Annotated in this window: 23 protein-coding genes; 6 read left to right on the top strand and 17 right to left on the bottom strand. The window is 68.1% G+C overall.

All coding sequences use genetic code 11. The annotated features are described in order from the left end of the window. Positions 1–167: 167 nt before the first annotated feature. Entirely contained in the window at positions 168–389 is a 222-nt protein-coding gene (locus EES48_RS10405; RefSeq protein WP_122466499.1) for a hypothetical protein, read from the top strand. A gap of 70 nt (positions 390–459) precedes the next feature. Beyond that, positions 460–954 (top strand): pyridoxamine 5'-phosphate oxidase family protein, encoded by a 495-nt coding sequence (locus tag EES48_RS10400; RefSeq protein ID WP_122466496.1) that lies wholly within the window; start codon positions 460–462, stop codon positions 952–954. Here EES48_RS10400 and EES48_RS10395 read toward each other — a convergent pair. From EES48_RS10395 to EES48_RS10375, 5 genes are read right to left on the bottom strand one after another with little or no spacing between them, the layout of a single operon-like run. Beyond that, entirely contained in the window at positions 947–1693 is a 747-nt protein-coding gene (locus EES48_RS10395; protein WP_122466494.1) for a sulfotransferase, read from the bottom strand. The two genes, EES48_RS10400 and EES48_RS10395, sit on opposite strands and share 8 nt — an antisense overlap. Continuing rightward, positions 1690–2403, bottom strand: coding sequence for a lysophospholipid acyltransferase family protein (locus EES48_RS10390; protein ID WP_122466491.1), 714 nt, complete (start codon positions 2401–2403; stop codon positions 1690–1692). Before EES48_RS10390 ends, EES48_RS10395 begins: the two co-directional genes overlap by 4 nt. After that, on the bottom strand, positions 2400–3044 hold the full coding sequence (locus EES48_RS10385) for a YdcF family protein (RefSeq protein WP_122466489.1): 645 nt from the start codon (positions 3042–3044) through the stop codon (positions 2400–2402). Before EES48_RS10385 ends, EES48_RS10390 begins: the two co-directional genes overlap by 4 nt. Next, positions 3041–3886, bottom strand: a complete 846-nt coding sequence (locus EES48_RS10380) for a cell division protein FtsX (protein WP_240623316.1) — start codon at positions 3884–3886, stop codon at positions 3041–3043. The genes EES48_RS10385 and EES48_RS10380 overlap by 4 nt, the downstream gene beginning before the upstream one ends. A gap of 32 nt (positions 3887–3918) precedes the next feature. Continuing rightward, entirely contained in the window at positions 3919–4662 is a 744-nt protein-coding gene (locus EES48_RS10375; RefSeq protein ID WP_122466484.1) for a cell division ATP-binding protein FtsE, read from the bottom strand. An 86-nt stretch (positions 4663–4748) separates the two neighbouring features. Between EES48_RS10375 and EES48_RS10370 the strand changes: the two genes are divergently transcribed. Genes EES48_RS10370 through EES48_RS10360 form a run of 3 tightly spaced genes read left to right on the top strand, consistent with a single transcriptional unit; the run spans position 4749 to position 8002 of the window. Next, complete coding sequence (locus tag EES48_RS10370; RefSeq protein ID WP_122466482.1) at positions 4749–5711, top strand: MJ0042-type zinc finger domain-containing protein; 963 nt, start codon at positions 4749–4751, stop codon at positions 5709–5711. 15 nt (positions 5712–5726) lie between these two features. Further along, the gene (locus EES48_RS10365; protein WP_122466479.1) at positions 5727–6263 is read left to right on the top strand and encodes a phosphoribosyltransferase; all 537 of its coding nucleotides are present in this window, start codon (positions 5727–5729) and stop codon (positions 6261–6263) included. Then, positions 6173–8002, top strand: a complete 1830-nt coding sequence (locus EES48_RS10360) for an FAD-dependent oxidoreductase (protein ID WP_122466476.1) — start codon at positions 6173–6175, stop codon at positions 8000–8002. The genes EES48_RS10365 and EES48_RS10360 overlap by 91 nt, the downstream gene beginning before the upstream one ends. Here EES48_RS10360 and EES48_RS10355 read toward each other — a convergent pair. From EES48_RS10355 to EES48_RS10305, 12 genes are all read right to left on the bottom strand, one after another. After that, entirely contained in the window at positions 7999–8598 is a 600-nt protein-coding gene (locus EES48_RS10355; RefSeq protein ID WP_162998119.1) for a response regulator, read from the bottom strand. The two genes, EES48_RS10360 and EES48_RS10355, sit on opposite strands and share 4 nt — an antisense overlap. A 98-nt stretch (positions 8599–8696) precedes the next feature. Beyond that, the gene (locus tag EES48_RS10350) at positions 8697–9899 is read right to left on the bottom strand and encodes a divergent polysaccharide deacetylase family protein (RefSeq protein ID WP_122466470.1); all 1203 of its coding nucleotides are present in this window, start codon (positions 9897–9899) and stop codon (positions 8697–8699) included. Between the two features lie 100 nt (positions 9900–9999). Further along, entirely contained in the window at positions 10000–10737 is a 738-nt protein-coding gene (locus EES48_RS10345) for a methyltransferase domain-containing protein (protein ID WP_162998118.1), read from the bottom strand. Further along, entirely contained in the window at positions 10734–11378 is a 645-nt protein-coding gene (locus EES48_RS14875; RefSeq protein ID WP_162998117.1) for a hypothetical protein, read from the bottom strand. Before EES48_RS14875 ends, EES48_RS10345 begins: the two co-directional genes overlap by 4 nt. After that, a complete protein-coding gene (locus tag EES48_RS10340) occupies positions 11375–13102 on the bottom strand; it encodes a hypothetical protein (RefSeq protein ID WP_162998116.1) in 1728 nt (575 codons plus the stop codon). The genes EES48_RS14875 and EES48_RS10340 overlap by 4 nt, the downstream gene beginning before the upstream one ends. Next, positions 13099–14799 carry a heparinase II/III domain-containing protein gene (locus EES48_RS10335; protein WP_162998115.1) on the bottom strand — a complete coding sequence of 567 codons (1701 nt, stop codon included), beginning with the start codon at positions 14797–14799 and terminating at the stop codon, positions 13099–13101. The genes EES48_RS10340 and EES48_RS10335 overlap by 4 nt, the downstream gene beginning before the upstream one ends. A 61-nt stretch (positions 14800–14860) precedes the next feature. Then, complete coding sequence (locus tag EES48_RS10330; RefSeq protein ID WP_122466460.1) at positions 14861–16783, bottom strand: glycosyltransferase; 1923 nt, start codon at positions 16781–16783, stop codon at positions 14861–14863. A gap of 69 nt (positions 16784–16852) precedes the next feature. Then, positions 16853–18121, bottom strand: a complete 1269-nt coding sequence (gene wecC, locus EES48_RS10325) for a UDP-N-acetyl-D-mannosamine dehydrogenase (RefSeq protein ID WP_276309609.1) — start codon at positions 18119–18121, stop codon at positions 16853–16855. Then, entirely contained in the window at positions 18112–19326 is a 1215-nt protein-coding gene (gene wecB, locus EES48_RS10320; protein ID WP_276309608.1) for a non-hydrolyzing UDP-N-acetylglucosamine 2-epimerase, read from the bottom strand. The genes wecC and wecB overlap by 10 nt, the downstream gene beginning before the upstream one ends. After that, the gene (locus tag EES48_RS10315) at positions 19215–20366 is read right to left on the bottom strand and encodes a glycosyltransferase family 2 protein (RefSeq protein WP_122466457.1); all 1152 of its coding nucleotides are present in this window, start codon (positions 20364–20366) and stop codon (positions 19215–19217) included. Before EES48_RS10315 ends, wecB begins: the two co-directional genes overlap by 112 nt. A gap of 196 nt (positions 20367–20562) precedes the next feature. After that, complete coding sequence (locus EES48_RS10310) at positions 20563–20979, bottom strand: adenylyltransferase/cytidyltransferase family protein (protein ID WP_122466454.1); 417 nt, start codon at positions 20977–20979, stop codon at positions 20563–20565. A 91-nt stretch (positions 20980–21070) separates the two neighbouring features. Beyond that, on the bottom strand, positions 21071–22717 hold the full coding sequence (locus EES48_RS10305) for a hypothetical protein (RefSeq protein ID WP_122466452.1): 1647 nt from the start codon (positions 22715–22717) through the stop codon (positions 21071–21073). A gap of 301 nt (positions 22718–23018) precedes the next feature. Between EES48_RS10305 and EES48_RS10300 the strand changes: the two genes are divergently transcribed. Next, positions 23019–24446 carry a heparinase II/III family protein gene (locus EES48_RS10300; protein WP_240623315.1) on the top strand — a complete coding sequence of 476 codons (1428 nt, stop codon included), beginning with the start codon at positions 23019–23021 and terminating at the stop codon, positions 24444–24446. Positions 24447–24464 lie beyond the last annotated feature (18 nt).

Raw genomic sequence — 24464 nt, 5'->3', positions numbered from 1 at the left:
GGTTAACCGCAAGATGTAGCCAGGTTCGGTGAACCTGTGGACAGCCGCGCCTCCCCTTGCATCGATGTCGTCCTGCTTTGGTTAATGCGACGTAAAGGCTTAACCGTTCGGCAAGATTTCAACCCGCCCTTGCCGTCGGAGCTTGGGCGCGCCACCTCGGCCGGGCCATGAGCCTGACCGCCACTCTGATCGCCCTCGCCCTCGTCGCCTGCCTGGGCCTGTTTTCCGCCTGGCGCGGAGCGCGGCCGCTGGACGTGCATCGGGGTCCCCGGATGATGCCCTGGCGCTTCCTGATGCTGCTGTCGGTGGTGGCGGCCATCTTTCTGCTCGTGCACCTGTTGAACCTGGCCGGGGCGACGACGGGGCCCGAGGTGATGGCGCGCCGGTGACCTTCGGAACAGCGTGGGGGGCGAGCGGGTTGAGCTCTCTACATCCCGTAAGCCGAGCCAGGAGCCGCCCATGTCCGACACCCTCGATTCCGACAAGGCCGAAAAGGCGCTTTGGAAAGCGCTGAAAGACGAAAAGATCGGCATGCTGGGCGTGTCGGGCGGCGCGCCGCGCCACATGCAGCCGATGACCGCCTATGCGGAGCCGGACAGCCGTGAGCTGTGGTTCTTCACCTATCGCGACACCGATCTGGTCAAGGATGTCGGCGCCGGCCACACCGCCATGTTCTGTCTGGTCACCGACGACGTCTACGCCTGTCTGGGCGGACGGCTGCAAGAGCAGTTCGATCGCGAACGGATGGACCGATACTGGAACCCGGTGGTCGCCGCCTGGTATCCGGACGGCAAGGACGATCCGCGCCTGACCCTGCTGCGCCTGTCGCTCGATGACGCCGAGGTCTGGGTGTCCAAGGCCGGGCCGGTGAAGTTCGCCTGGGAGATCGCCAAGGCCAACGCCACCCATGACACGCCCGATCTCGGCGGCAAGGCCGAGGTTCGTTTCACCTGATCATCGACGGGAAGTAGTTCGCCGCAATCCGCGCCACACGCGGATCGCGGCGGATGCGGTCGCGGTCGCGGTCGGGCAGCGCCGCCGGCGGAGCGCCGAACTTGGCCTCGGCGGAATTGCGGTTGCCCAAGGCGTCGAACGGCTGACGAAAAGACTCAGATGAGAGATCGAGCGGATCAAACAGCGCCGCGCGAACATGGGTCTCCGCATCGGTCGCGATCAGCATGGCGTCGAGGTTGAACAGCAGGACGCGATCCGGGGCCGCCCGCCGCATGGCCTCGAATGTCTCGACGGAGCGGGCCCAGGACTTGAGGAAGGCGCGGACATCGCGAAAGCCGTTCCAAGGCATGGCGCGATAGGACCGCCACACCGCCTCCGGATTGCGCAGGCAATAGACGTAGCGCGGGCGGCGCTCGGGATCGTCGAACAGCCGCTCATTGGCATCGAACCAGCGCTCGTGGTGGGGGGTCTTGTGTCCAAACCAGCGGGCGGCGGGGCGATTGATCGGACGAGCCTTGCCCACATTACGGTAGGCGTCGCGGGCCAGAACGTAATGCCGGCCATCTCCCGCGCCGGCCGCCTTGGCCGCGGCAAGCCAGTCCATCGTCTGGCCGACGATGTCTTGAGGAATCTCGCCCTGCAGCTCCACGGCGTTCGAATTGGCAAGATAGCTGGCGCAGCTGCGCGTGCCTGATCGGCCAAAGCCGCAAACGATCAGGGGCGACGGGGTGGGAGTCATGAGTGGGGAGGCAGCAGCGCCGTCGAACCGGCCTCGATCCGCGCCTCGACCTCGCGCATGAAGTCGATCCGCTTCAGCCCGGCCGGAATGGGCGGGAGGAATTCGAACACGGCCGTCCCTGCACGCCGGGTGAGGCCTGAGGCGGGCCAGACCCCACCGCTGTAAACGGCCATTGGCGTGCAGCTCTCGCCCAGGTCCCGATAGATGGCGGCGACGCCGGGCTTGTAGACGCCGGGCTCACCGGGCCGGGTGCGGGTGCCTTCGGGGAAGATGACGATCTGTCGACCCTCCGCCAGCCGCGCCCGGGCTTGGGTCGCCATATCCCTCAGCGCCGCCGCGTGTGCGGAGCGATCCACCGGGATCATCTTGGTCTTACGCGCGAACCAGCCGATGAAGGGCAGACCCATCAGCTCCTTCTTCATCACGAAGCATGGGTCCGGCAGGAAGGTGAAGGGAGCGACGATGTCCAGCATGCCCTGGTGCTTGGCCGCGACCAGAGCCGCCCCCGTGGGACGATGGTCCAGCCCCCGCACCTCCACGCGCGCTCCGACGATCCAGCGCAAGCCGAGCAACACGCAACTGGCCCACCAGCGGATCACCGACATGGCCGCATTGTGAGACATCAGCAAGGCTGGAGACAGCAGCACCGCGAACAGGGCCATCGATCCATAGAGCCAAGCGCTGAACAGCGCCGAGCGAAGCGCGGTCAAGAGGTCACCTCGGCCACGGTTTCGGCCGGCGCGGCGCGTTCATCCTGCGTTCCCCGATCGCCGATCAGGCGCAGGACCCCCTCACGCACGAGCACCGCCAGATATTTGTTGTATTCCAGCATCATGCGTCGCCCGCTGGCCTCCTCGCGCCACCAGCGGGCGGTGTCGAGTTGGGGCGTGGAGACGGCGTAGCCGTAGAGCCGCAGCGAGCGGTCGGCGCCGCGAATTTCCAGCAGACTGCGCGGCAGATGATAGTCGGACGTGACCACGATCAGGCTGTCGAAGCCCTTGGCGCGGCTCCAGGCGGCGATCTCCTGGGCGTTACCCATCGTGTCCTGGGCATCAAAGCCCAGATCGACGCAGCAATCGTATAGCCGGTTCGATCCCGGCAGCAGGGCGCGCAGCTCCTCGCGCCGCACGTCGGGATTCACGCCGGACACCAGCAGCCGGTCGCCTTTGTCCTGCTCCATCAGGCGCATGGCTGCATACAGGCGCTCGGACGAGGGGCCGGTCAGGGCCACCACGCCGTCGGCGCGCGCCGGCTCGTCGGGCGGCGTCAGCCCCCGCACACGGTCGGCGAAGGCGAACAAGCCGACCAGCCACACCAGGGCGGCGATGACCACAGCCGTGACGAACTTCATGGCCGCTGGCCCAGGCTCCTCAGCGCCGCCCCCCGGGCGGCCAGAACCGCGACCGTAGCGGCCAGCAGCGGACATGGCGAGAGGATCAGCAGATCACTCCATGCCAAAGGCAGGACCGCGCCGAAGCCCTGGTCGCCTCCGCCGAAACGGAAGACGGCGAGCACCAGCGCGGCGCCGATCGCGCCCGCGGCGCCGGCGATGGCCGCCAACACGGCGAAGCGTCGCTGAAACAGCCAGGCGATGCGTCGATCCGTAGCGCCGTTCAGGCTGAGAATATCGATGATCTGACGCCGGGCCGCCATGCCCGCGCGGGTGGCGTAGGCCACGGCCGTTGCGGCCGCCACCGCCGACAGGAGGAAAACCCCGACCGCCAGGCCCGACACCAGCAACGCCGCCCGCTCGACCTCACGCCGCCACAGGCCATGGTCATCGACGGCAGCGTCCAGCCCGGCTTCGGCCAGGGCCCGCGACAGCGCCTCAGGCGACGCCGGCCGCACGGGGTCGAGGCGAACGGTGACCAGATGCGGCAGGGCGATGTCCCCCAACACCGCCTCGCCCAGCCACGGGCGCAACAGCGCCTCGGCTTCGTCGCGCGCCAGGGCCTGGGCCTCATCCACCCCCGCGACCCCGGCCAGGGTCTCGGCGGCCCGGGCGGCCGCGACGGCGCCGGTCTCATCGATCCCGGGTCGAACCTGCACGGTCGCCTCGGACCTCAGCCGTCCAGCCCAGCCGTGGGCGGCGCGATCGGCGGCCGAGGCGGCGACGGCGGCCAAGCAGGCGATGAAGCACAGGACCGCGACCACCGCCGCCAACTGGCGCTCCCCGCCCACGTCGCGCGGCACCAACGGACCAGAGGTTCGTCTGACGGAGCGGCTCACGCGCCCGCCTCGATAATGCGACCATCCGCCAGATGCAGCACCCCCGCGCCCGAGGCCTGAGCCAGGTCCTCGTCGTGGCTGGCGATCAGCACGGTCGCGCCCAGCCGGTTGAGCGACTGAAACAGGGTCAGCAGTCGCTCGGCCATACGCGCATCGACATTGCCGGTGGGCTCGTCGGCCAGGATCAGTTCCGGCCGGCCGATCACGGCCCGGGCGATGGCCAGTCGCTGCTTCTCGCCGCCCGAGAGAGCGGGCGGCAGGGCGTCGGCGCGACGGCCCAGACCGACCCAGGCCAGCATCTCGTCGACATCGGCGGCATAGTCGGCCGGCTTTCGCCCCGCCAGGCGCAGCGGCAGGGCGGCATTGTCGAAGGCGTCGAGATGATCCAGCAGGCGGAAATCCTGAAACACCACGCCCATGCGGCGGCGATAGGCGGGGATGGCCGAACGCCCGATTGCGGTCACTTCGTCGCCGAACAGACGCACCCGACCTGCGCCTGGTCGCAGCGACAGTTCGATCAGTTTCAGGAGGGTCGATTTTCCCGCGCCCGAGGCCCCCGTTAGGAAGTGGAAAGAACCGCGAAGCAGTCTAAGGTCGAGGCCCCGAAGCACCGGCGGTCCGCCGCCGTAGCCGACGTCGACCCCCTCCAGGGCCACGACCTCGGCTCGGTCGGGCCGGGCGTGCCCGGGCTCGGTGGTGTCTCGGGCGTCCCGATCGGGGCGCGGGGTGAAAGAGGGCATTCGATGGTCGACAGTCGGGACACGCGTCTGAAGGGCGCGCGGCCATGGGGAGGGAGGTCCGGTCCGCCGGCCCTTCGCGGACGCCCATGATACTGACCTGCCCGGACTGCGCCACCAGCTATTTCGTGGCCGACGCCGCGATCGGTCCTGAAGGGCGAAAGGTGCGCTGCAAGTCCTGCGGGCACATCTGGCGCGCCCAGTCGGAGGAGCCGCTGGAGCTGACGCCGGCCGACGCCGCGCCAGTCCCCTCAACCCCGGCCGCCGGCTTCGGAAAGCGCGAGGAGACATCCGAGGCCGAGGCCCTGAGCGCGCCCGAGCTGCCGCGCGCCTATCGCACCCGGGTCGAGCAGCAGCGGCGCTTCCGCCGCGCGGCGGTGGCCGGCGCGGTCTGGGCCGGGATAGCCGGCGTTTTCGTGGCCCTGATCGGGGCCGCCTGGCTGTTCCGGGTCGATGTGGTCACCCTGTATCCCCGCGCGGCCGCCGCCTATGCCGCCGTCGGTATGCCGGTGAACCCCGTGGGGCTTGAGTTCGAGGCGACCACGGCGAGACCCGCGCCCAGCAACCCCGACATGGTTCTGGTGTCGGGCGCGGTGCGCAACATCCGTGACCGATCGATCACTCCGCCGCCGGTCCGCGTCGCCCTGCTCGACGCCGACGGGGCGGAAATTCGCCACCGGGTGACGCCGATCCCGGCGCGCTCGATCCGCCCGGGCTCCGTGGCCGGCTTCGCCGTGCTGATCCCGGACCCAGGCTCGCGCGCCGCCGATGTCGGCTTCGCCTTCGCCGAACTCGCGCGCGTCGCCCCCCGCCCGACCCCTCGGTCGGAGACCGACGCCGAAGCACCCGCGCAGGAAGCGGCGGCGCCGGCGGACACGGGCGAGACGCGATTGGCCGAGGCCGTGACGCCGCCCCCACCGTCGGCCCTTCGCGGCTCGCTCGACCTCGGGCCCGGCCCCTCCAGCGAAGGGGTCGCGTCGGAATTGACGCCCGTCGACGCCGTGCCGATCAGCGGCGCGACCAGTGAAGGCCTCGACAGCGCAACGCACTAGGGGCTAGCAGCGGCGATGGCCTCTCCCGTCGACAGCCCTCGCACCGTCCTGCTTCCCGAGACCGAGGTGGCCGCTCGCGTCGCCGACATGGCCGCCGCCATCGCCCCCGCCATCGACGATGAGACGGTGGCGGTCTGTCTGCTGACCGGCGGTCTGTGGTTCGCCGCCGATCTGACGCGAGCCTTGGCGCGGATCGGGCGGCACGTGCGCTTCGACGCCCTGTGGCTGGCGTCCTATGGCGACGGCGAAACGTCGAAGGGGCGCGTCGAGGTGCGTGCGCCGTTCCAGCGCCCCATGAAGGGCCGCACCGTGCTGGTCCTCGACGACGTGTTCGACACCGGCCTGAGTCTTTCCGAAGCGGCGCGGCTCGCGAGGGAGGCTGGAGCGGACCGCGTGCTGACCGCCGTCTTCGCCCGCAAGCCTTGGCCCGAGCCCCGCGCGATCCAGCCGGACTTCGTCGGATGGGAGGCTCCGGCGCGATATCTGGTCGGCTACGGCCTGGATTCGGCCGGCGCCCTGCGCGGCCTGCCCGACATTTGCGCCCTGGACTGAAGACGCGAGGGTTGTCAGGCGCTAGAGCTCTTCTACCGCCATGGCGCATCAAGGAATGCAGGAGCGAAGACGCTTTGGAATTCGACGTCGTGTTCTACGGTGCGACGCCAGGCGGCATCGCTGGGGCGTACGAGGCCAGGCGCCAGGGCTTGACCGCCATCATCGTAGGTGGCTGGCGAGAGCGACATCTCGGCGGGATGATGAGTGGTGGACTGGGCGGGACGGACCTCCACGGTCTGGACAGCGTCACCGGCCTGGGGCGCACGGTGTTGGCGCGCATCGCTGAGCAGGAAGTACGAGACGCCGGCAGCGTCAAGTTCCAGCCGCGGTTCGCCGAGCAGGTTTTCGAGGACATGGTGCGCGAGGCCGCCATTCCCGTCGTGTGGTCCGACGGCGTCGTGGGAGTCGAGCGCACCGGCGATCGTCTCACGGCCCTGAGACTGGCCGACGGACGCGTCGTTCGCGGGCGTTACTTCGCGGACTGCGGATACGAAGGCGACCTCATGGCGCTCGCTGGAGTGACCTACGCTGTTGGTCGGGAGCCAGCCGACCAGCAGAACCCGCTGAACGGCTACCGAGGCCTGTCGACCGACGCACGCGGGCGGAACCACAACTGGAGCTTCGCCGCCGGACGTGTTGACCCCTTTGTCGTTCGAGGGGACCCGTCGAGCGGCCTCTTGCCGGGGGTGGTTTACGAGACCCGTCAGAGAGTCGGGAGCGGGGACGATAGGGTTCAGGCCTATTGCTTCCGCATGATTATGACGACCGATCCGGATCGACGCGTCGATCTTCCATCAGACACGCCTGCCGGCTTCAGCCCAGGGGATTACGAACTCCTGTTTCGGTGGCTGGCCAGTCTGACGCGCTCGGGAGCTCGCTACGGGGTCGACTACTCATTGCGAAGCCACTTCCTGCTGACCAAGTTTTTGGGATCGCGCGTGTGGGACGTGAACAATCGAGGAGCCTTTTCTCTCGATCTGATCGGGGGGTCTCATGCGTATCCGGACGCCACCTATCGGGAGCGCGAAACGATCTGGAAGCGACATGAGCAGCACATCCGCGGCTATTTCTATGCGCTTCAGCACCACGCCGACGACCGGGTCCCTGCGGAGCTTCGGGAGGACATCCGCCGGTTCGGCCTGGATCGCCTCCACTTCCGCAAGCCCAACTCCAGGGACGAGCCGCACTGGCCCTACCAACTCTATGTACGGGAAAGCCGAAGGATGGTGTCGGACTGGGTTTGCCGCGCCGCCGACCTGGCGCCGCGTGGCGAGAAGTCTGACCGGCCGGTGGCCAATGGCGCCTACCGCCGGGACTCGCATCATGTGCAGAGGCTGGCCGTGCGCCGCGGCGCGCGCTGGCGGCTGTGGAATGAAGGAAACTTCGAGGCGTCAATCGATGGCGGCCGGTTCAGCGTGCCGTGGGACGTGGTGCTTCCGTCGAGGCGAGACGTCGCGAATTTGATGGTCGGCTTCTGCGTGTCCGCCACGCACGAGGCCTTCGGCGCCATACGGATGGAGCCGACCCTCATGGGCCTGGGTCAAGCCATCGGTGCGGCGTCCGCTCTCGCCCTGAAAAGCGGCGGGTGCGCCGTTCAGGATATCGATTACGCCCAACTCCGAGCCATTTTGTCGGGATCGTCGGATACTGTGCCGTTCGCGCCCGTTGCGCCGCGGCTGCCGGCCTTTGCAGGCGAGACGGATCCGTCCCCGCGACAGGCGACTGTGGGACCCCGCTAGGCCGCAAGATTCGCAGGATTGACCGCAGCGGACAGGGCCTCCAGGACCTCACCCTCTCGCCAGGGCTTGAACACGATCCGGCGCGCCAGTTCCGCATGCCGGGCGCCAAGGGTGACGTCGCCGGACAGGAAGACGATCGGCGGACCGCCGCGCGCCGTAACCCGCGCGGCCAGATCGACCCCGGTCTCGATCCCGGCGAGATTTATATCGAGCAGCAGGGCGTCGACGGCCGCGTCCATGGACAGCGCCAACCAGGCCGCCTCGGCGGTGGTGAAGGGCCCAACCACCGCATGGCCGGCGTCAGTCAGCAGGCCGGCGAGGTCGGCCCCCATGACAGGATCGTCCTCGACCACCATGACCCTCATCTCGGGACAGGTCGTGACCGGAAGGTCCGCGAAATCCGATTGGCGTTCGATCAGCGAGCGCAAACGACGCCAGACCTCGACGGGCGGCTGATCCGTCTCCAGATCGAAGACGCGGGCAAGGCCCAGCAGGTCCTCCTCGTCGCGAGGGGAGAGGGAGGCCGACGCGAGGAGGGGGTCGAAACGATCGAACAGGGACCGGGCTTCGGGGGTCAGGGCGCTCGGAACGGACACGACAAACAACACATGAGCTCGCCGCTCGGGTCGCGGCCGAGGCGACAACGAACCACGTCTCGCCCGGGTCCATCACACCGGCGCTATTGTCGCGTGTTCTAGCGGCCGGCGCGCGTGGTCAGGGCCGAAGCGGGGGCCAGCTGCACGCCACGCGCCGACAGGCCGGCGCTCCAGCGGGCGGCGGCCTCGACCGTCACCGGATAGCTGAAGCCGGTTCCCAGCGCCTGACCCGACGACTTGGCCGCCGCCTCGAGCGCATTCAGCTGGGCGACGATGGCCGCCGGGGTCTGGGTCTCGTCGACGATGAGGTGCGCGCTGGTTCGGGACCAAGCGCCGCCACGGCGTCGGGCCGAGCCGTCGTCGACGAAGGCCAGACCGCGCTGACGCAGCTGGCTCGTAAAAGCGTTCATGGCGGAATCGGACGCGACGAACCGGTCGCCCAGATAGTTGGTGACGCCGAAGTATCCAGTGGCGCGGCCCAGCAGCCACTGCATCTTCTGCTGCATGTCCTGGGCGCTGTCTCGGGCCAGCAAGGTCTGGGGGCCAGGGTCGTTGTCGGGATATCCGGCCGGCTCCATCGGCATTTCCAGCAGCACTTCGTGGCCGTGGGCGCGGGCCAGGTCGATCCAGCCCTGCAAGCCTTCGGCATAGGGCACGAAGCTGAGGGTCACCTCGGCGGGCAGGCGCTCGATGGCGGCGCGGGTGGTGACCGCATTCAGGCCGAGACCGCCGACCACCAGCGCCACGCGGGGCTGGCCGTTCGGACGATAGGGCCGGGCGTAGGCCTGGGCCGGGGTGCGGCCGTCGGGCGCGATGACCGGCAGGACGCCGTCGGGTCCGGGCTGGGCCAGGCCCGCGATCGGGGCCGCAGGCAACGGCGCGGAGGGGCTGAGACGCGGTGCGCTGACGGCGATGCCGCCGGCCGCGCCCTGATCGCCGCCCAAGGCCACGGCGCCGGCAACCATGGGCAGGCCGGTTGCGGGATCAATCCCGCCGGCGGACAGATCCTGATACAGGCCGAGGCTGTCGACGGTGAAGGCCTCCATGCCCGTCGGGACGGCGGCGGGCGCGGCGGCGGCGGGGCGCTTCAGCGCCACGGTGCGCTCGGGCGCTCCGGCGCGGGGGTCGCCCAGGACGGTGATAAACAGGGCCACGGCGCCCAGCATCGCCAGGCCGGCGGCGGCGACGGCGACAGGCGGCTTCTTCAGCTGCTGCCCCAGACGCGCGAACGAGGGCTTCCCACGCGGCGCGGGCGGAGCGCCGGCGGTGGCGGCGAGGGCGGATTGTCTCTTGGCGAACATGCGGCTGAACGGCTCTCGGGATGGTCAGGCCATCGAGGCCAACCCTGCCGTGTTCGAGTTAAGAAAGCCTAACGCCGGTTCACCATGTTTGGGCCGCTCGTCACCGGCGACGCTTCGACCGTCGGGCGGTGAGGGCGGCCAGCTCCCAGCTTTCCCAAGGTCGAACGAGGTGAAGGCGCATTTCGGCGCAAGCGCGCTCGGTCGGACTTGCGTCCGGCAGGATGATATCCACGGCCGACTGGTTTCGGTCGTCTCGCCAAACCTGGGCGCTGTCGATGATTTCAAAGCCGGCGCGCATGACGACTGCGGCCCAGGCGGTGGGCGTCATCAGACCATAGCCAGGGCCCTCGCCAAGCCGCCCTCCCGGCGCGAAACATCCGACCCGCAGCACCGCTTCGCCCCCCGGCCTCAGCAGCTCGTAGATGCGGCCGAGCCGGCGTTCCAGCCCGTCCAGCGGAAGCGCGGTGTCGACATCGCGCGCCAGAACCAGATCGAAGACGCCATCGTCGAGCGTGTCGAGCACGGCCAGATCGGAGGACAGGGTCAGGCGCCCTTCCAGGGTATCGTACGGGCCGAAGTCGAAACCGGGCTCGACGCCCGTTGCGGACCGCGCCGCGCCGTGGGTGACCAGGCGGGAGGCCAGGCGACCGTCGGCGCAACCCACCTCCAGAATGTCGGCGTCCTCGACCAGCGGGCCGAAGGGCTGGAACAGGTCGCGCCAGACGGCTACGGCACGCTCCTGCGCCGCATCCTCTTCTGGGTGCAGCTCATAGCGGGGCGGAAAGACGGTCTCCCGCGCCAGGGTCACCAGACGCTCTGCCTTGCGGTTCAGCTTCACGTCGGCGCCCCCGGCTTCTCGGCCACCACCAGAAGGCGGCCCGTGGCGATCTCGCGGCCATCGAAGGCGGCCAGACGGGGGGCGTGGCGATCCAGAACTTCGTCGGCCAGAGGTTCCTCGGCGTATCCCGCGGTGGCCTTCACCTTGAGCCCCGCCGACGACAGCAGCGCCAGCCATGCGGCCGGCGGCAGAGGCGTCCGCACTTCGACATCGGGCCCGAGTAAACCCAGCGCGCCTAGGTCCGGGAACAGGACAACCTCCTCCGCTCCGTTTGCCCCTGCCGCCGCATAGGTCTCGATCGCCGCCGCCAGGCAGCCTCCTGGAGCCAAGGCCTCCACGAAGGCGCCGAGCCGCCGCGCCGTGTCCGCGATCGTCCCCGCCCCGAGCACACCGCTGGTCACAATCAGATCATGACCCGAAGTAAGGTCGGGGTCGCGCACTCCGTGTCGATCGAAGGAAGCGGTCCGGGTCTCGGAGGACCCCAGAACCTCCTCCACGGCCTCTGTCAGGAACGCCCCCGGCGCCTGAACGATCAGACGGCTGCGGGCATCCCGGGGGGCGCCGAGCGCCGCCAAGCCCCGTAGGCAGGCCAGGTCGATCTTGGCGCGGTTGTCGGTCTTGGCTCGGGCCGCGCGGGTCATGCCGGCCTCGTGGCCAGAGCCTGGCGGAAGGCGTTGTCGTAACGCCTGACGGCGGAGCGGCGCATCCGCCTCGGCCCGCGCCGCTGTTCAACAACGAGATCCCAGGCTCGCCCGTCATCGATCCAGGCGGTAAGGCCGTCACGATCGAGACCCGATGTCGGATCGAGCGTCGCCGCGCCGCCGCGCGCAAGGCCCACGATCATGTTGTCGAGGATGTCCACCGCCACCTCGCTGATCCCACTGGCGAAATCGTAGCCGTCATCGCCGCGCATCCAACCGGCGCGCGTCCAGTCCGCCTGCCGGCGCACGGCCGCGTTCCAGACCTCCGCCGCCTTGGGATTCACCGTCCGCTGCACGGCCAGGAGAGAGAGGGGGTCGATATAGGCGATCACCAGCTCACCGCTCGCGGCTCCCGGGCGAGTGGGCGGCTGCGCCTCGACGATCGCCTGGGCGGTTGCGGCCACCAGGGCGTCCGTCGCCGTCAGCTCGTGGCGCACGACGCGATCGCGGGCATGGGCCGGCGTCGACAGCACCGTGCTGACCGGCAGCACGGCCAGGCCGTCGACGGCCGCGAAGGGGCGGACCCGGCCCTGCATCCAGCGCGGCAGCGAGCTTGTCTGTCCCGGACGCACCACGAGGCCCGCCAATCCTTCGCGCGCGAAAGCCTCCAGAACAGGCCAGGTGGCCTCCGCGCCACCGAGCCGCGCCAGACGAGGGCGGCGGCCGACGATCTCGACAAAGCGCTTTACGGAACGCGCCACGGCGGCGTCGGGCGCTTCCGCCTCGTCGATCTCTCCGGCGATCCGCCAAGGCTGAGGATCGTGCAGCAGTTCAACGCCGTGGCCCTGCGATTCCAGTCTCTTGGCGAGGCGCGACGCCGCTTCCACGCCGAACACGGCGGCCGCCTCCACATCGAGGAAGAACACGCCGCTTAGGCCCGCGGACGCCAGGCGGTCAGCGACCAGGGAGACGAGGCCTGCGCCCTTCGCATCGAGCCACTGCTCAGCGGTCAGACGGTCGGCGTCGGGCGCGTCGGCGAGAAGGGGCGCCAGGGTGGCGTCGATCGCCACGAGGGTCGCCAGTCGGGCCGCCGGGGGGGTGGCGGACCGCGCCCATCCGGGAGGCGCCTTGGCGTCATTGGGATGGTCGCGCGGACTGGGCTCTCGCGGCAGCTCGATCAGTCGCTCGGATCGGGCCTGGGCCGCGGCGACCATGGCCTCTGTGACCGGCCTCCACCGGCTACCGACCCACCGGTCATCGACCCGGGGCAGGATGGCGTATTCGGCGGAGCGCCCCTCCAGGCGGCCGGGCGGCAGGAGGAAGCGCGGATCGGCGCGCTGGAAATCGGCGAAGCGGTCGTCCCGGTTCTCCCGATCGCGGACCACCAGACGATAGGCGGTGGCGCGCGGATGCGCCTCCGCCGTCAGAAGATCAGGCGCATCGGTCTCGAAATCGTCGCCGATACGATCGATGCCGGTGAATTCGATGTGTCGACGGAAGGGCGCGTAGCTGTCGTCGGCCAGACGCGATTCCACGCGGTAGGACAGCTGGTCGGGTGAGAGGCGGAAATCAGCCGGCAGCCGGCAGCCGGGCCGTGTGCCGTCGTAGATGGTGCGCTTTTCGCCGGTCTCTTCATTGCGCACCGCGACCCGGAACTGACGCCCCACCCCGCCGGGCGGCCAGCTGAGGTTCGGCTCTAGAGGACGACGACGGGCGGTTGTCACGCGCTGCGGCTCCGAAAGGCGATCTCGATATCGTCGCGGTCGCGGGTGATCCTAATGCGCTTTCGGCCAATATCGAGCGTGATCTGGCCATGAAGGTCGGGATTCATGCGCGCCGCGCCAGAGGCGCCCTGGTCGTCGAAGGCGAGCAGGGTGACAAAGGCCGTCGAGCGCGCCCTCTTGGAGATGGCGATCGCCGGCGCGGGCTCCAGCTTGTTGGCGGCCGGCGACCACCACCCTTGGCGCTTGGGATCACCGCGGCCCAGGATCGGTCCATCGCGGCGTCCGGACGTCAGCGGCAGGATCCGGAGCTGGTCGCCCGCGCCCTCGACCTCGGCCAGGAAGCCGTCATCGGCGGCGGTCACCGACCACTGGGGCGCGAGATGCAGCCACTGGCGGTAACGGTGCGTGGTCGCCGCCGTCGACCTCAGACCATCGACGATGCAGAGCCATTGCCCAGGGGCCAGGAGCAGCAGCCGGGAATGGGTCACAGGCCCATGCTGAACGGCGCCCAACACATAACGGACCCCGCCGAGATCGCCCGCTGCCCGAAGCGCCGATCCATGCTTTTGGCGACGGCGATCGTGGCTCTCGCCGTCGATCTCGATGGTGTTGTGGGCCGCGGCCGATTCCATGAAGACGCGGATGGGATCGGTGTACCAGTAGCCCTTCTTCCACAGCTCGGATCCCGGCTCGCTCTTGGCGCCGTAGGCGTAACGCCCCGCGTCGATCAGGATGTCGCGACCGCGATCGGTCCAGACCAGGCTGAGATCGTCGGCCTGCTTGTGGGTTCGCGAGTGGAAGCAGAGGGTCTGGGCCAGATAGGTCGGGCCGCGATCGCCCCCCGCCCGAACCACCGCATAGCCGCCGTCGGCGAACGCGCGCATTCCCGATTTCAGCGGCCGCAGGTCCTCCAGAATGGCGGGCGGCAACAGCCGGTTATCGCTGTCGCCGAAGTTGACCAGCCGGCCGTCCGGCTTGACGAACCAGGACAGAGCCCGCTCCGCGCGGGCGATGCCCTCAAACATCGCGTCGTCCTTGAGCAGCTCGGCGCGAATGAGCGCCTTGAAGCCTTCAAGAACCGCCAGGTGGTAGTCGGGCGAGTGCTCCTTATGCACGCCATCCGGCGCGAAATGGGTGTCGAGGATGGTGCGCAGCCGGGCGGTCGCCAGAGCCACGCCCGCATCCTGATCCTGTGCGCGCAGGACGCGGCGACACAGGGCCAACAGGCCGGCCGACTGAAAGAAGCCATGATTGGAATGGGCCGTGAACCGCGCCTCATCGACCAGCAGCTCGAGGTGCCGCTGAAGCAATCTGAGCAGCCGATCCTCATCCTCGCCATCAATGAGGTTGGCCCGGCGCGCCTCCTCCAGGAGGTAGGACAGGCGATACGCCCGCAGGCCCGTGGCCATGTCGTACCAGACCCGGGGCCATTGCGCCGGATCTTTCCGGTCGGCATGCGCTCCCGCCCAGTCCAGGGCGACGGACACCGCCAGCTCCAGGGCTTCGAGGTCGCCGATGGCGGACCACTGAGCCAACGCCGGTTCGATCGGATCCAGCGCCTGGAGATGGTAGAACCACGATCGCCGCTCGGCCTCGGGCTCCTCCCAGTCGATCGGCTCGTCCATAGGGACCGCCGGGGCTGATCCCAGCCGCCACCCCAGCCTGATCAGCTGATCGTAGCGGGCGGGCGTGGTCAACGGCAGATAAGGTCGAGGCCTTACGCGTCGCGTCGGCTCGTTGCGGGCCGCCGCTTCCACCTCAGGTGAACTGGGCATTCTGGCCGTACACGAGCCCAAGGTTCTCGGCTGCGCGAGTCCAGGTAAAGCGTCGCTCCACATCGGCGCGCGCCGCGCGGCCGATAGCCCGGGATTCATCGGGCTGATCGAGCACGCCGCCCAGCACCTGGATCAGACCGTCAAGATCACCCTTGTCGAACAGGAAGCCGTTCGAACCGTGGATGACCGTCTCCGAAATGGCCGAGACGTTCGACGCCACAACCGGCAGCTCCATGGCCATGGCCTCCAGCGGCTTAAGCGGCGGAACCAGTTCGGTCACCCTCGCCGGGCGACGCGGATAGACGGCGATGTCCATCACCGAGTACCAGCGCGGCGCGTCGGCGTGAGGCACGCGCCCGGGCATGATCAGATGCTCCTCGACGCCCTGTTCGCGCGCCGCCTCGCGGACCTCCCGGAACGCCGGCCCGTCGCCGACCAGCAGGGCGCAGACGTCAAGCCCGTCCTTGCGCAGCCGCGACAGCGCGCTGACCAGATCGACCAGTCCCTCGTAGCCGGTCATCGAGCCGAGGAAGCCCAAAACCCTTCTGTCACCGAGCCCCAGAGACGTCTGCAGCCGCTCATCCTTGGGGCGCGGGCTGAAGACCTGCGGATCGACGCTGTTCGGAACGACCGCGATCTTGCGTTCATCGACGCCGCGCGAAACGAGTTCGCGACGCAGGCCCTCCGAAATGGCGACGACCGCATCCGCCTCCTGGGCGACGAACGTCTCCTGCTGGCGCTGCAGCTCGAATCGCTCGGAGCCTTCCCAATGCGGCGCGCGCGCGGCGTTGGTCAGCTCCCACAGGCCTCGAACCTCATAGAGGAACGGCAGCCCCGCCCGTCGCGCGGCCGCCAGGGCCGGCGCGGCGTTCACATAGTTCGACGCGGCGTGGACCAGGGCCGGCCGGCATTTCTCGATGTGTCCGAACAGCGATCGCGAGGCCGCCTCGACATATTCGTCATAAGGCGTGGTGTTCGACGGCGGACCGGCCAGCCGCGTGTAGACCACGCCGTCGGTTTCGAACGAGGCCTCGCGCCCTGTCATGGCCTGGCTGTCATTGCGGTCGGCCGGATAGCCGGGCCGGGTCACGGTCTCGACCCGCCATCCCGATCGACCGATCGCCTTGACCAGCGAATGAGTCCGCGCGGCGTACCCCGTGATGTGATGGGGGAAGGAGCTCGCCGCCACATACATCAGGGAGCGATCGACCGGCGTGCGATAGGCCTTGCGCGGCGCAACGGACAAGCCCTGCCTGCGCACCCGCGAGAGAGACTTGAGCAGGTGGTGGCGCCGCTGCGCCGCCGCGCTGATCCCGCCAACGCCGGTGGCCGCGTCGTCCAGCAGACGCAACGGCTCCTCGATCATGCCGACATCGTAAAGAAAGCCGGCCAGCCAGACCTTGCGCCGCGGCGTAGGCTCGATCTCCAGAGCGCGCCGGGCCAGACCCAGGCTTTTCGCAAAATCCATAGACTGAACAGCTGCGGCGAGATCGGCGAGCAGGCGCGCCGTCAGGGCCGGCGTGCGGCATTCCCGGAGCGCCGCCTTGGTGATTTCGTCGATGGACATATCAAGCGCGCGGGCGCTGAGGCGCGAAATCCGCTCAGCCGCCTGGGCGTCGAATTCCGCCGCCTTGTTTCGCCGCCCGCGCAAGGCCAGCGAATGCTGGCGCAGCTTCAGCAATCCGCCCGGAAGTTCACAAAACCCCCGCCACGTGCGCGCATGCACGATCAGATTGCCCAGCTGATAGGAGACGGTGTCGCGGAGTCGCTCGTTCTCGGCGGCCAGCGACATCACCTTCAACCGCAGATGCGCAGCCTCCGCGGCCAGCCGCGCCACGGCCTCGGGCGAGGCGTCAGGCAGGACCGACTCTCCGGGCGCAGCCTCGGCCAACGACGGAGCGTCCATTTCGATATCGCTGTCGGGATGAGGTGTTTGCTGCGCCAACGAAGGCCCGCCTGCGTGACTAGACGCGTCCTACTGCCACAGTCCGCAGGCATCCACCAGTACGCCCGCCGGTCGGTCCACTTGCCGAAACGCGCTATGTGGCACCAGGGCCGCCACGATGGGCTGGACCAGCGCCTCTTCCAGGCTGACCACCTGAATCTCGGGCGGCGCCTTGAGGGCTTCGGCGAACGGCTCGGCGCACACCACGCGCCCCGGGAAGCGACGGCTCAGGCGCAGGGCGATCTCTAGGGCTGGGCTCTCCCTGAAATCGTCCACGTCCGCCTTGAAGGTCAGGCCCAGGCACCCGAGACGCGCCTCGGGGTCCAGCTCGAGCATCGCCGACACCTTGTCGGTCAGCCAGGCGGGCTTGTGGTCGTTCACCTCGCGCGCCGCGCGGATCAGCTTGGCCTCCTCCGGAGCCTGATCGACGATGAACCAGGGATCAACCGCGATGCAGTGCCCCCCGACGCCGGCACCGGGCTTCAGGATCTCGACGCGGGGATGGCGATTGGCCAGCTGAATGACGTCCCACACGTTCAGTCCCATGCGATCGCAAATGAGAGACAGCTCATTGGCGAAGGCGATATTGACGTCGCGGAACGCGTTCTCGGTCAGTTTCACGAATTCGGCCGAGCGATCGTCGGTCAGGAGGAGTTCGCCCTGGGTCAGGGCGCGATAAACGGCCGCTGCGCGCCGCGCAGCGCGGGGAGTCGCGCCGCCGACGATGCGCGCATTCGACGCAAGCTCGTTCAGGGTCTTTCCCGGGATCACCCGCTCCGGCGAATAGGCGATATCGACATCCACGGCCTCGTCGTCGGCGCCGGGTTGCGGGAAGCGGAGCTCCGGTCGCGCGGAGGCCATGATGTCGATCATACGCCGCGTGGCCCCGACCGGCGACGTGGATTCCAGCACCACCAAGGCTCCAGGCCTGACGGCCTCGGCGACGGCTCGGGCCGCGGCGAACACGTGGCTGAGATCCGGGCGGTTGGACTCCGCGACGACCGGCGTCGGCACGGTGATCAGATAGACGTCCGCCTCAGGGATGGTGGTCTGGGCGCGAAAGGCGCCGTCGCGCACGACGCGCGCGACCAGCGGCTCCAGCCCCGGCTCGATGATGTGAACCTTCCCGGCGTTCACCGACTCGACGATGGCGGGGTCGATGTCGACCCCGATGACGTTGTAATCGGCGTCAGCCAAGGCGGCGCCCGTCGGCAGGCCGATATAGCCGAGGCCGACGATGCACAGGGTCTGGCGCTCCGCCGGCCGGGGCTGAAATTCCGCATACAACGTCAGGGGCAAGCCGTCAGTCCTTCCACGATCCGGCGTGCGGCCTGGCCGTCGCCGTATGGATTGCGCGAGATTCGAGGCCACCCCGAACCCAGCGCCGCCATTACGCCCCCCACGATAGCGTCGGGACTGGACCCGACCAATCTGGCCGCCCCCGCCTCGACCGCTTCCGGTCGTTCCGTCACCTCGCGCATGACGAGGACCGGCTTGCCGAAACTGGGCGCTTCCTCCTGAACGCCGCCCGAATCGGTCAACACAACCCGCGCCCGCATCATCAGCCGGACGAAGGCCTCATAGTCCACCGGCGCGATGAGGTGAACCCGCGATCGATGCGAAAGCAAGGCCTTGACCGGTTCCTGCACATTCGGATTCAGATGTACGGGATAGACGATCTGGACCTGGCCGGTGTCATCCAGGCGCGCCAGCGCCTCGCAGATCTGGCGGAACCCGTCGCCGAAGTTCTCCCGTCGATGACCGGTGACCAGGACGATCGGCAGGTCCGGGTCCAGGGCAGGGCCCGCGGCATCCAATGCCTCACAACGCGCCGGCGACGCCTCCAGTCGCGCTCGGGTCGCCAGAAGCGCGTCAATGACTGTGTTGCCGGTCACGAGGATCGAGCGATCGGCGACCCCTTCAGTGAGGAGGTTCTGACGTGCGGACTTGGTGGGGGCGAAATGAAGATCAGCCACCATGTCGACCAGGCGGCGATTGAACTCCTCGGGCCAGGGCGCGTCCATCCGATGGCTGCGAAGTCCGGCTTCGACGTGTCCGATCCTGACCTTTCCGTGGAATGCCGCGATCGCAGCCGCACCGGCAGTCGACGTGTCGCCGTGCACCAGCAGCCAGTCGGGCCGGTCTTCTGCGATCAGGCGCGCTGTTCCCTGAAGGACGGCGGAAAAGGCCGCGCTGAGCCCCTGATCGGAGGTCATGACCCCCAGTTCGCGATCCGCGCTCAAATCGAACAGGTCGAACACCTGATCGAGCATCTCGCGATGCTGGCCGCTCGACCATACTACGACCTTGATACGCGGCGCGGCTTTCAAGGCCTTCACCACCGGCGCCATCTTGATGGCTTCCGGCCGAGTGCCGACGACGACGGCGACTCTCATGTCGGGCCTCGCGCTGCTGGAACCTCCAGTTCGGGAGGAACCGCGAAAGGTTTTGCGTTTGCGGCCAGCTTCAGCGCGCCGGGCCGGCGACGGCAGGACAGATGCCATCGGTTCCAGCCTTCCCAGTAGGCCAGCCTGGAAAGGTTCACGCCGCCGGCGCCGTAGCCCTCCTGTGCGGACACGGTCTGGGACCCGTCACGCCAGGCTCCGAGAATTAAAAGGTGCGGCAGAAGGGCAACCCTGCGCGGCCCGAACAGGAGCGTCATGCGCCACCAATACTCGTTGTCCGCTCCGCTCGTCACCTCATGCATCAGGCCAGCGCGGTCGAGGACCCTTTTCCGATCGATCATCATTGTGGAAGGCGCAAATCGAACCAGGGGCCAGACGCCGCGGGCGCGCGGCCGCCCCGCGGAGTCGATCCGAACGCTGCGCCCCGCCGAAGCGACGAGACCCCGCGACGTCATCTGTCCGATCTGCACGCGCAGCCTGTCGGGGTGGGCCCACTCGTCGGCGTCATGAAAGGCGATCCAGCGCCCCGTCGCTGCGGTCAGGGCGCGGTTGCGAGCAACATAGGGGCCCCGTCGCGAGCTTTGTCGCAGAACCTGAAGGCGCGGGTCGCCGTCGGCCGCCTGCCTTGCAACCTCGATCGAACCGTCGGTCGAAGCGTCGTCCACCAGGATCAGTTCCAGGTTGCGCCAGCCCTGGTCAAGGACTGAGCGAACGGCGGCGCCGACATGGTCCGCCGTGTTCCAGACGGGCATGATCACGCTGACCGGTTCGCCATTCCGCACCGCCTGCCCCGAGGCCTGGGCGGTTTCCAGGACGATTTCGGCGCCGCCGCGACCCGTGACGCTCGACATCCCTCGAGACTGGAAGAGATCGGACCACGCGCTGGCGGAGCGGTCACCTGCCGCCAGGCGGCGCTCGCAGTTCTGCGCTTCGCCTCCGGCCCTCGGAACGGCGACAGCCTTTCCGGTGTCGGCCTGTGCGACCCTGGAGCCCAGCTCGGCATCGATAGCCGCCAGAGCCAGGGCGAGGCGCGCCTGACCGGGACGCGCGATGACCGACTCGGCCGTCGCGCGGGCGTCGGCGGGGCGACCGGCGGCGAAATAGCTCGTGACAGCCTCTGCGGCCCAACGGCGCGCCAACCGAGGCGCCCGGTCGAAGCCCGTCGCCGCAGACGCGTGCAAGCCCAAGCGAGACAGGGTTACCGGATCCTTCAGGCCTCCAGCCTCAAGGGCGGCGACGCGGCTCCGTCGCTTGACCAGCGCAAGCCGCAGGGCGCGCGTCGCATCATCGGGCGCGAACCACCCAGATTCGGGAAACAGTCCTCTCACGATCGCCTCAACGGCTCGCGGCGACGCGAACCGGCGTGGGCGAGACGATGGATTCCTTGATCAGGCTGGTGCTGATGCCTTCGGTGCGGGGAAGGTACACGACCTCGCACAAGGCCTTGAGGTCGTCGAACTTGCCATCCCAGTCACTGCCCATGCCGAAGACATGAATGCCCAGCCGTCGGATGTCGTCCGCCTTCTGCTCCCAAGCATCTTCGGCAATGACGTCATCCACGCAGCGGAGCGCCCGGAGGATATGAGCGCGCTCCTCGTAGCAGACGGTGGCCGACTTTCCTTTGCCGGCATTGAAGGCATCGCTGGAGACCGCAACCGTCAGGTGGTCTCCCATATCCCTGAGCCTCTCCAGCAGCCGAAGATGGCCCATATGGAACAGGTCGAAAGTTCCGTAGGTGATGACCTTGCGCATGATCTACGTTCCGGAGCGGCCGAACATCGCGGGGTGACGCGCCGCGAAAGCCTCGCCGTTACAGTTTTTTCGGATTAGCGCAACGCAACCGTCACGTATCCACCTCGGATTGCTCCTGTTGCGCGCGGATCGCCTCCATCGGCTGCACAAGCGCCGCGTCGCCGCCGTCGTCCTCGATCGCCCCCAGACCCTCGCCCAACGCCTCGAAGCCGATCGGAGGAAGGTTGTCATCGTCCGACTCCGCCCCGTGACGAAGGCCGGACAGCGCCCGATCGGCGATCACTTGAACGGCATGGTCGCCAGGCCTCAGTCGCTTCAGCGCCGCCGCCACCTTACCAAATTGAGCAACACGGCCCTGCAGGTAGTAGTCGAACAGCTTGCAATAGAAATACCAAACGATCTCGCCTTCGCTGGTCACAACCATGTTGGGCGTGTCGACGAATGTCTCGAATTCGGTGTCCGGGCGCTCCCAATCTCCGTAATTTTCGCCAAGGTACCGTCCAAAATTCGCGGGAATTCTGTGTGTGTCGCCCAAGAACTGAAAATCGGCGAGCGAGAAGGGCGTATTCCACCATTTCGACTTCATGCCCTCGTGGACGATCAGCCCGCCCTCTTCCCGGTGCCAGAAGACATCGACCATGACGCCGGAGGCATGCTGAACACGCAACAGCGCGGGGTTCTGATAGGGTTTGACCGAGAAACGCCCGCTGCTTCCCAGCGCCTCTTCGACCCGCCGCTTGTCGAGCCCCGGGGCGTCCATGACCCCAACGTCGATGTCCTTGTCGTGGCCAAGGATGTCGCCTTCACGAACAGCTCCCAGCAGGGTGCCGGAAATGAGGAACATCTCGGCTTCGGCGGCGGCCATCGAGGCCTTGAGATCCGTGAGGGTCTGGCGAGCGTCCTGCACCCACTGGGGCTTCGGCCCAAGACTGGCTGGACGGGCTCCGAACGCCTCCATTGCGGACGCGGAAAGGAACCTCTGCCGGATCGCCAGCTCGGCTCGCTCGTAGAGCCCGAGGTCGCGGCACGCCATGGAGAAATGATACAGGGCCGCGCGCGAGCGAATTCCGGGAAAGGCGAAATAGGACGCGAGGAAAGCGTGAAATTCCGCCAGGGACCGTTCATCGGTGACGGTTCGGCGGAGCGCCTTGATGTCTTCGGTCGTCCAGACGGACTTGTGAGCAAAGGCGTGATGCAACAGAACCCTTGCTTCGTCGTGGCGCTCCGCGAGACATAAACACTCGGCATGGAAGCGGACGATCTGGCTGTAGGCCTTGCCGGGCGTCTTAGCGGGCGGAAGCAGGATGATCGCGTCGGCGCATGCTTGCGCCGCCGCTTCGAAATCCCCGCGGAAATAATTCAGCTGAGCCTTGAGGAGACGGCTTTGGTGCGTGGCGCCGTGGTCTCGTTCATGCCGGTGGAGGTCCTGTTCCGCACCCGCAGGATCGCCGGATCGCAGCTTGGCCTCAATCGCCCACAGGCGCATCGCCAACAACTGCGACGACGCCGCTGTGTCGCTCGCCGACAATCCCGCGACCTGAACAACCCAGCGGGCGGCGTCTGTGCGCTCGCCAGCGGCGACAGCCTGGGCCCACCCCGCGTGAGCCCGCGCGATGGCGAGCCGCGCTTCGAGCGCGGTCGGAGACGAAGGCGACATGTTCAGGGTGGCGAGCGACGAGGTCATGCGGCTGGAATAGCAGTTGACGGAGATTGAGGCGACGGCCAGAAGCGCGCCCACGACTGGCGGCGCTTCTGGCCGCGATGGCGGGGGCGCGACCCTGATCCTCACCCACCGACAAGCCTTGTGCGGGGCGTTCCGCGATCCCGCCGCCAAGGCGTCGGCGACCTTGGCCGACGGGTGGGCGCCCAGGCCGGAACACGAACTCTGGTCTCTAAAGACGCCGATAAGCTGGCTGGCCGACCCGTTCGATGATCGAAACTGGCGTTTCCAGCTCAATGCCTGGCGACCTCTGGACGTCCTGGTGACCGCGCATTCGACCACGCGCGATGACATCTGGCTGCAGCCCCTGGCCGACTTGATGCTCGACTGGGCATCCTTCGAAGCGACCCATGCCAATGACCCGGAGCTCTGGAATGACATGGGCTCCGGGCTGCGGGCGGCGAAGCTGGCCTATCTGATCTCGCAGCCGGGCCTCGAGGAGCAAGTCGGCGGGAAACGCCGGGACGCGCTGATCCTGCTGGCGCGACGTCATCTGGCCCGTCTGCGCGATCGAACCTTCATCGGCGATTCCAACCACGGCCTGTTCCAGGTTCACGGCGCCATGGCGCTGATCAAGACCTTGACCGACGCGCCGGAGGCCGAGGGAGGCGAAGCCTATATCGAGGGCGTTTTCGATGACCTTCTCGATCGACAGTTCAGCCCGGAGGGCGTCCACCTCGAACACTCGCCTGGCTATCAGCACTTCGTGCTGAAAACACTGGAGCGTCTCCGGCACAGCGGCTGGTACGAATCCATGGGCCACGTGACCGATGTCATAGACCGAGCGCGCTACAGCCTGAGATGGTTCGTGTTTCCCGATGGCCTTCTGTCGCGGATCGGCGATTCCTCGCCGGTCAAAACCCCCGCCAAGTGGTGGCCGCGACCTCCGGGGGTGATGGGACAGCTTTACGACAAGGCAGGGTACGCCATCATCCGCACGACCGCCGCGACGCCGGCGCCCAGTTCGTCGATGTTGCTGGTCACGGGAGGCCATCACTCCAACGTTCACAAGCATGCTGACGACCTTTCGTTCGAGTTGTTCGAACGCGGACGGCTGATTGTCGTCGACAGCGGCAAATACAGCTACTCCCGGAAGGCGTGGCGCGATTTCACCGACAGCGCCGCGGCCCATAACTCGGTCGATCTCATACCGGAGCGCCTGGACAACGGAGTGCGCGCCAGTCGGCCCGTCGGGTCCGCCGTGCATGAGCTGAGGACCGCGCAGTGGGGGTGGGTGGTTGAGGGGGGCTTCGAGCGACCTGAATTCGGCGTCAGCCATCACCGGCGCTTCCTGTACCGACCGGGCGAATGGCTTGTCCTCATCGACAAAGTCGCCAGGCCCGAGCGCGCCCAGATGACGGCCTGGCTGCACCTGGCCCCAGACCTGGAAGCCGCTCCCACCGAAGACGGATGGCGCTTTCCGGGGGGGACAGTGACCTATGCCGTGGACCAGCCGTCGGAACGACGTCGCTATCGCGGGCAGGAGATTCCGAAGATCCAGGGATGGATGGCGGGCGGCTACCACCACCGAACCCCCAATGACGCCCTGGCGCTGGCGGTGACCGCCGACCAGATGGAATTGGCCACAATCGTCGATCTGACGCCGGATGGCAGCGCTCCTGTCGGGACATTCGAGGGCGGCGCCTTGACGCTCACATGGCGCGGCAGACCAATCGTTGAGCAAGGCCGGGTTCTGGATCTGTCCCCGTCACAGACCTTCTGGGGGCCGCGACCCTTAACCTCTTAGCAACGGAAGCCCATCACA

The sequence above is a fragment of the Brevundimonas lutea genome, assembly GCF_003704105.1.
Taxonomy (GTDB): Bacteria; Pseudomonadota; Alphaproteobacteria; order Caulobacterales; family Caulobacteraceae; genus Brevundimonas; species Brevundimonas lutea.
Note: the sequence above shows the minus strand (reverse complement) of the source record. Positions and strands in the feature narration are given on the sequence as shown.

Bases quoted from the DNA above. Each gene is read 5' to 3' on its own strand.
- EES48_RS10330 (WP_122466460.1), bottom strand. From the start codon at position 16,783: ATGGACGCTCCGTCGTTGGCCGAGGCTGCGCCCGGAGAGTCGGTCCTG.
- EES48_RS10300 (WP_240623315.1), top strand. From the start codon at position 23,019: ATGCTCGACTGGGCATCCTTCGAAGCGACCCATGCCAATGACCCGGAG.
- EES48_RS10405 (WP_122466499.1), top strand. From the start codon at position 168: ATGAGCCTGACCGCCACTCTGATCGCCCTCGCCCTCGTCGCCTGCCTG.
- EES48_RS10370 (WP_122466482.1), top strand. From the start codon at position 4,749: ATGATACTGACCTGCCCGGACTGCGCCACCAGCTATTTCGTGGCCGAC.
- EES48_RS10395 (WP_122466494.1), bottom strand. From the start codon at position 1,693: ATGACTCCCACCCCGTCGCCCCTGATCGTTTGCGGCTTTGGCCGATCA.
- EES48_RS14875 (WP_162998117.1), bottom strand. From the start codon at position 11,378: ATGACCCGCGCGGCCCGAGCCAAGACCGACAACCGCGCCAAGATCGAC.
- EES48_RS10365 (WP_122466479.1), top strand. From the start codon at position 5,727: ATGGCCTCTCCCGTCGACAGCCCTCGCACCGTCCTGCTTCCCGAGACC.
- EES48_RS10360 (WP_122466476.1), top strand. From the start codon at position 6,173: ATGGGAGGCTCCGGCGCGATATCTGGTCGGCTACGGCCTGGATTCGGC.
- wecB (WP_276309608.1), bottom strand. From the start codon at position 19,326: ATGGCATCTGTCCTGCCGTCGCCGGCCCGGCGCGCTGAAGCTGGCCGC.
- EES48_RS10400 (WP_122466496.1), top strand. From the start codon at position 460: ATGTCCGACACCCTCGATTCCGACAAGGCCGAAAAGGCGCTTTGGAAA.
- EES48_RS10375 (WP_122466484.1), bottom strand. From the start codon at position 4,662: ATGCCCTCTTTCACCCCGCGCCCCGATCGGGACGCCCGAGACACCACC.
- EES48_RS10310 (WP_122466454.1), bottom strand. From the start codon at position 20,979: ATGCGCAAGGTCATCACCTACGGAACTTTCGACCTGTTCCATATGGGC.
- EES48_RS10385 (WP_122466489.1), bottom strand. From the start codon at position 3,044: ATGAAGTTCGTCACGGCTGTGGTCATCGCCGCCCTGGTGTGGCTGGTC.
- EES48_RS10350 (WP_122466470.1), bottom strand. From the start codon at position 9,899: ATGTTCGCCAAGAGACAATCCGCCCTCGCCGCCACCGCCGGCGCTCCG.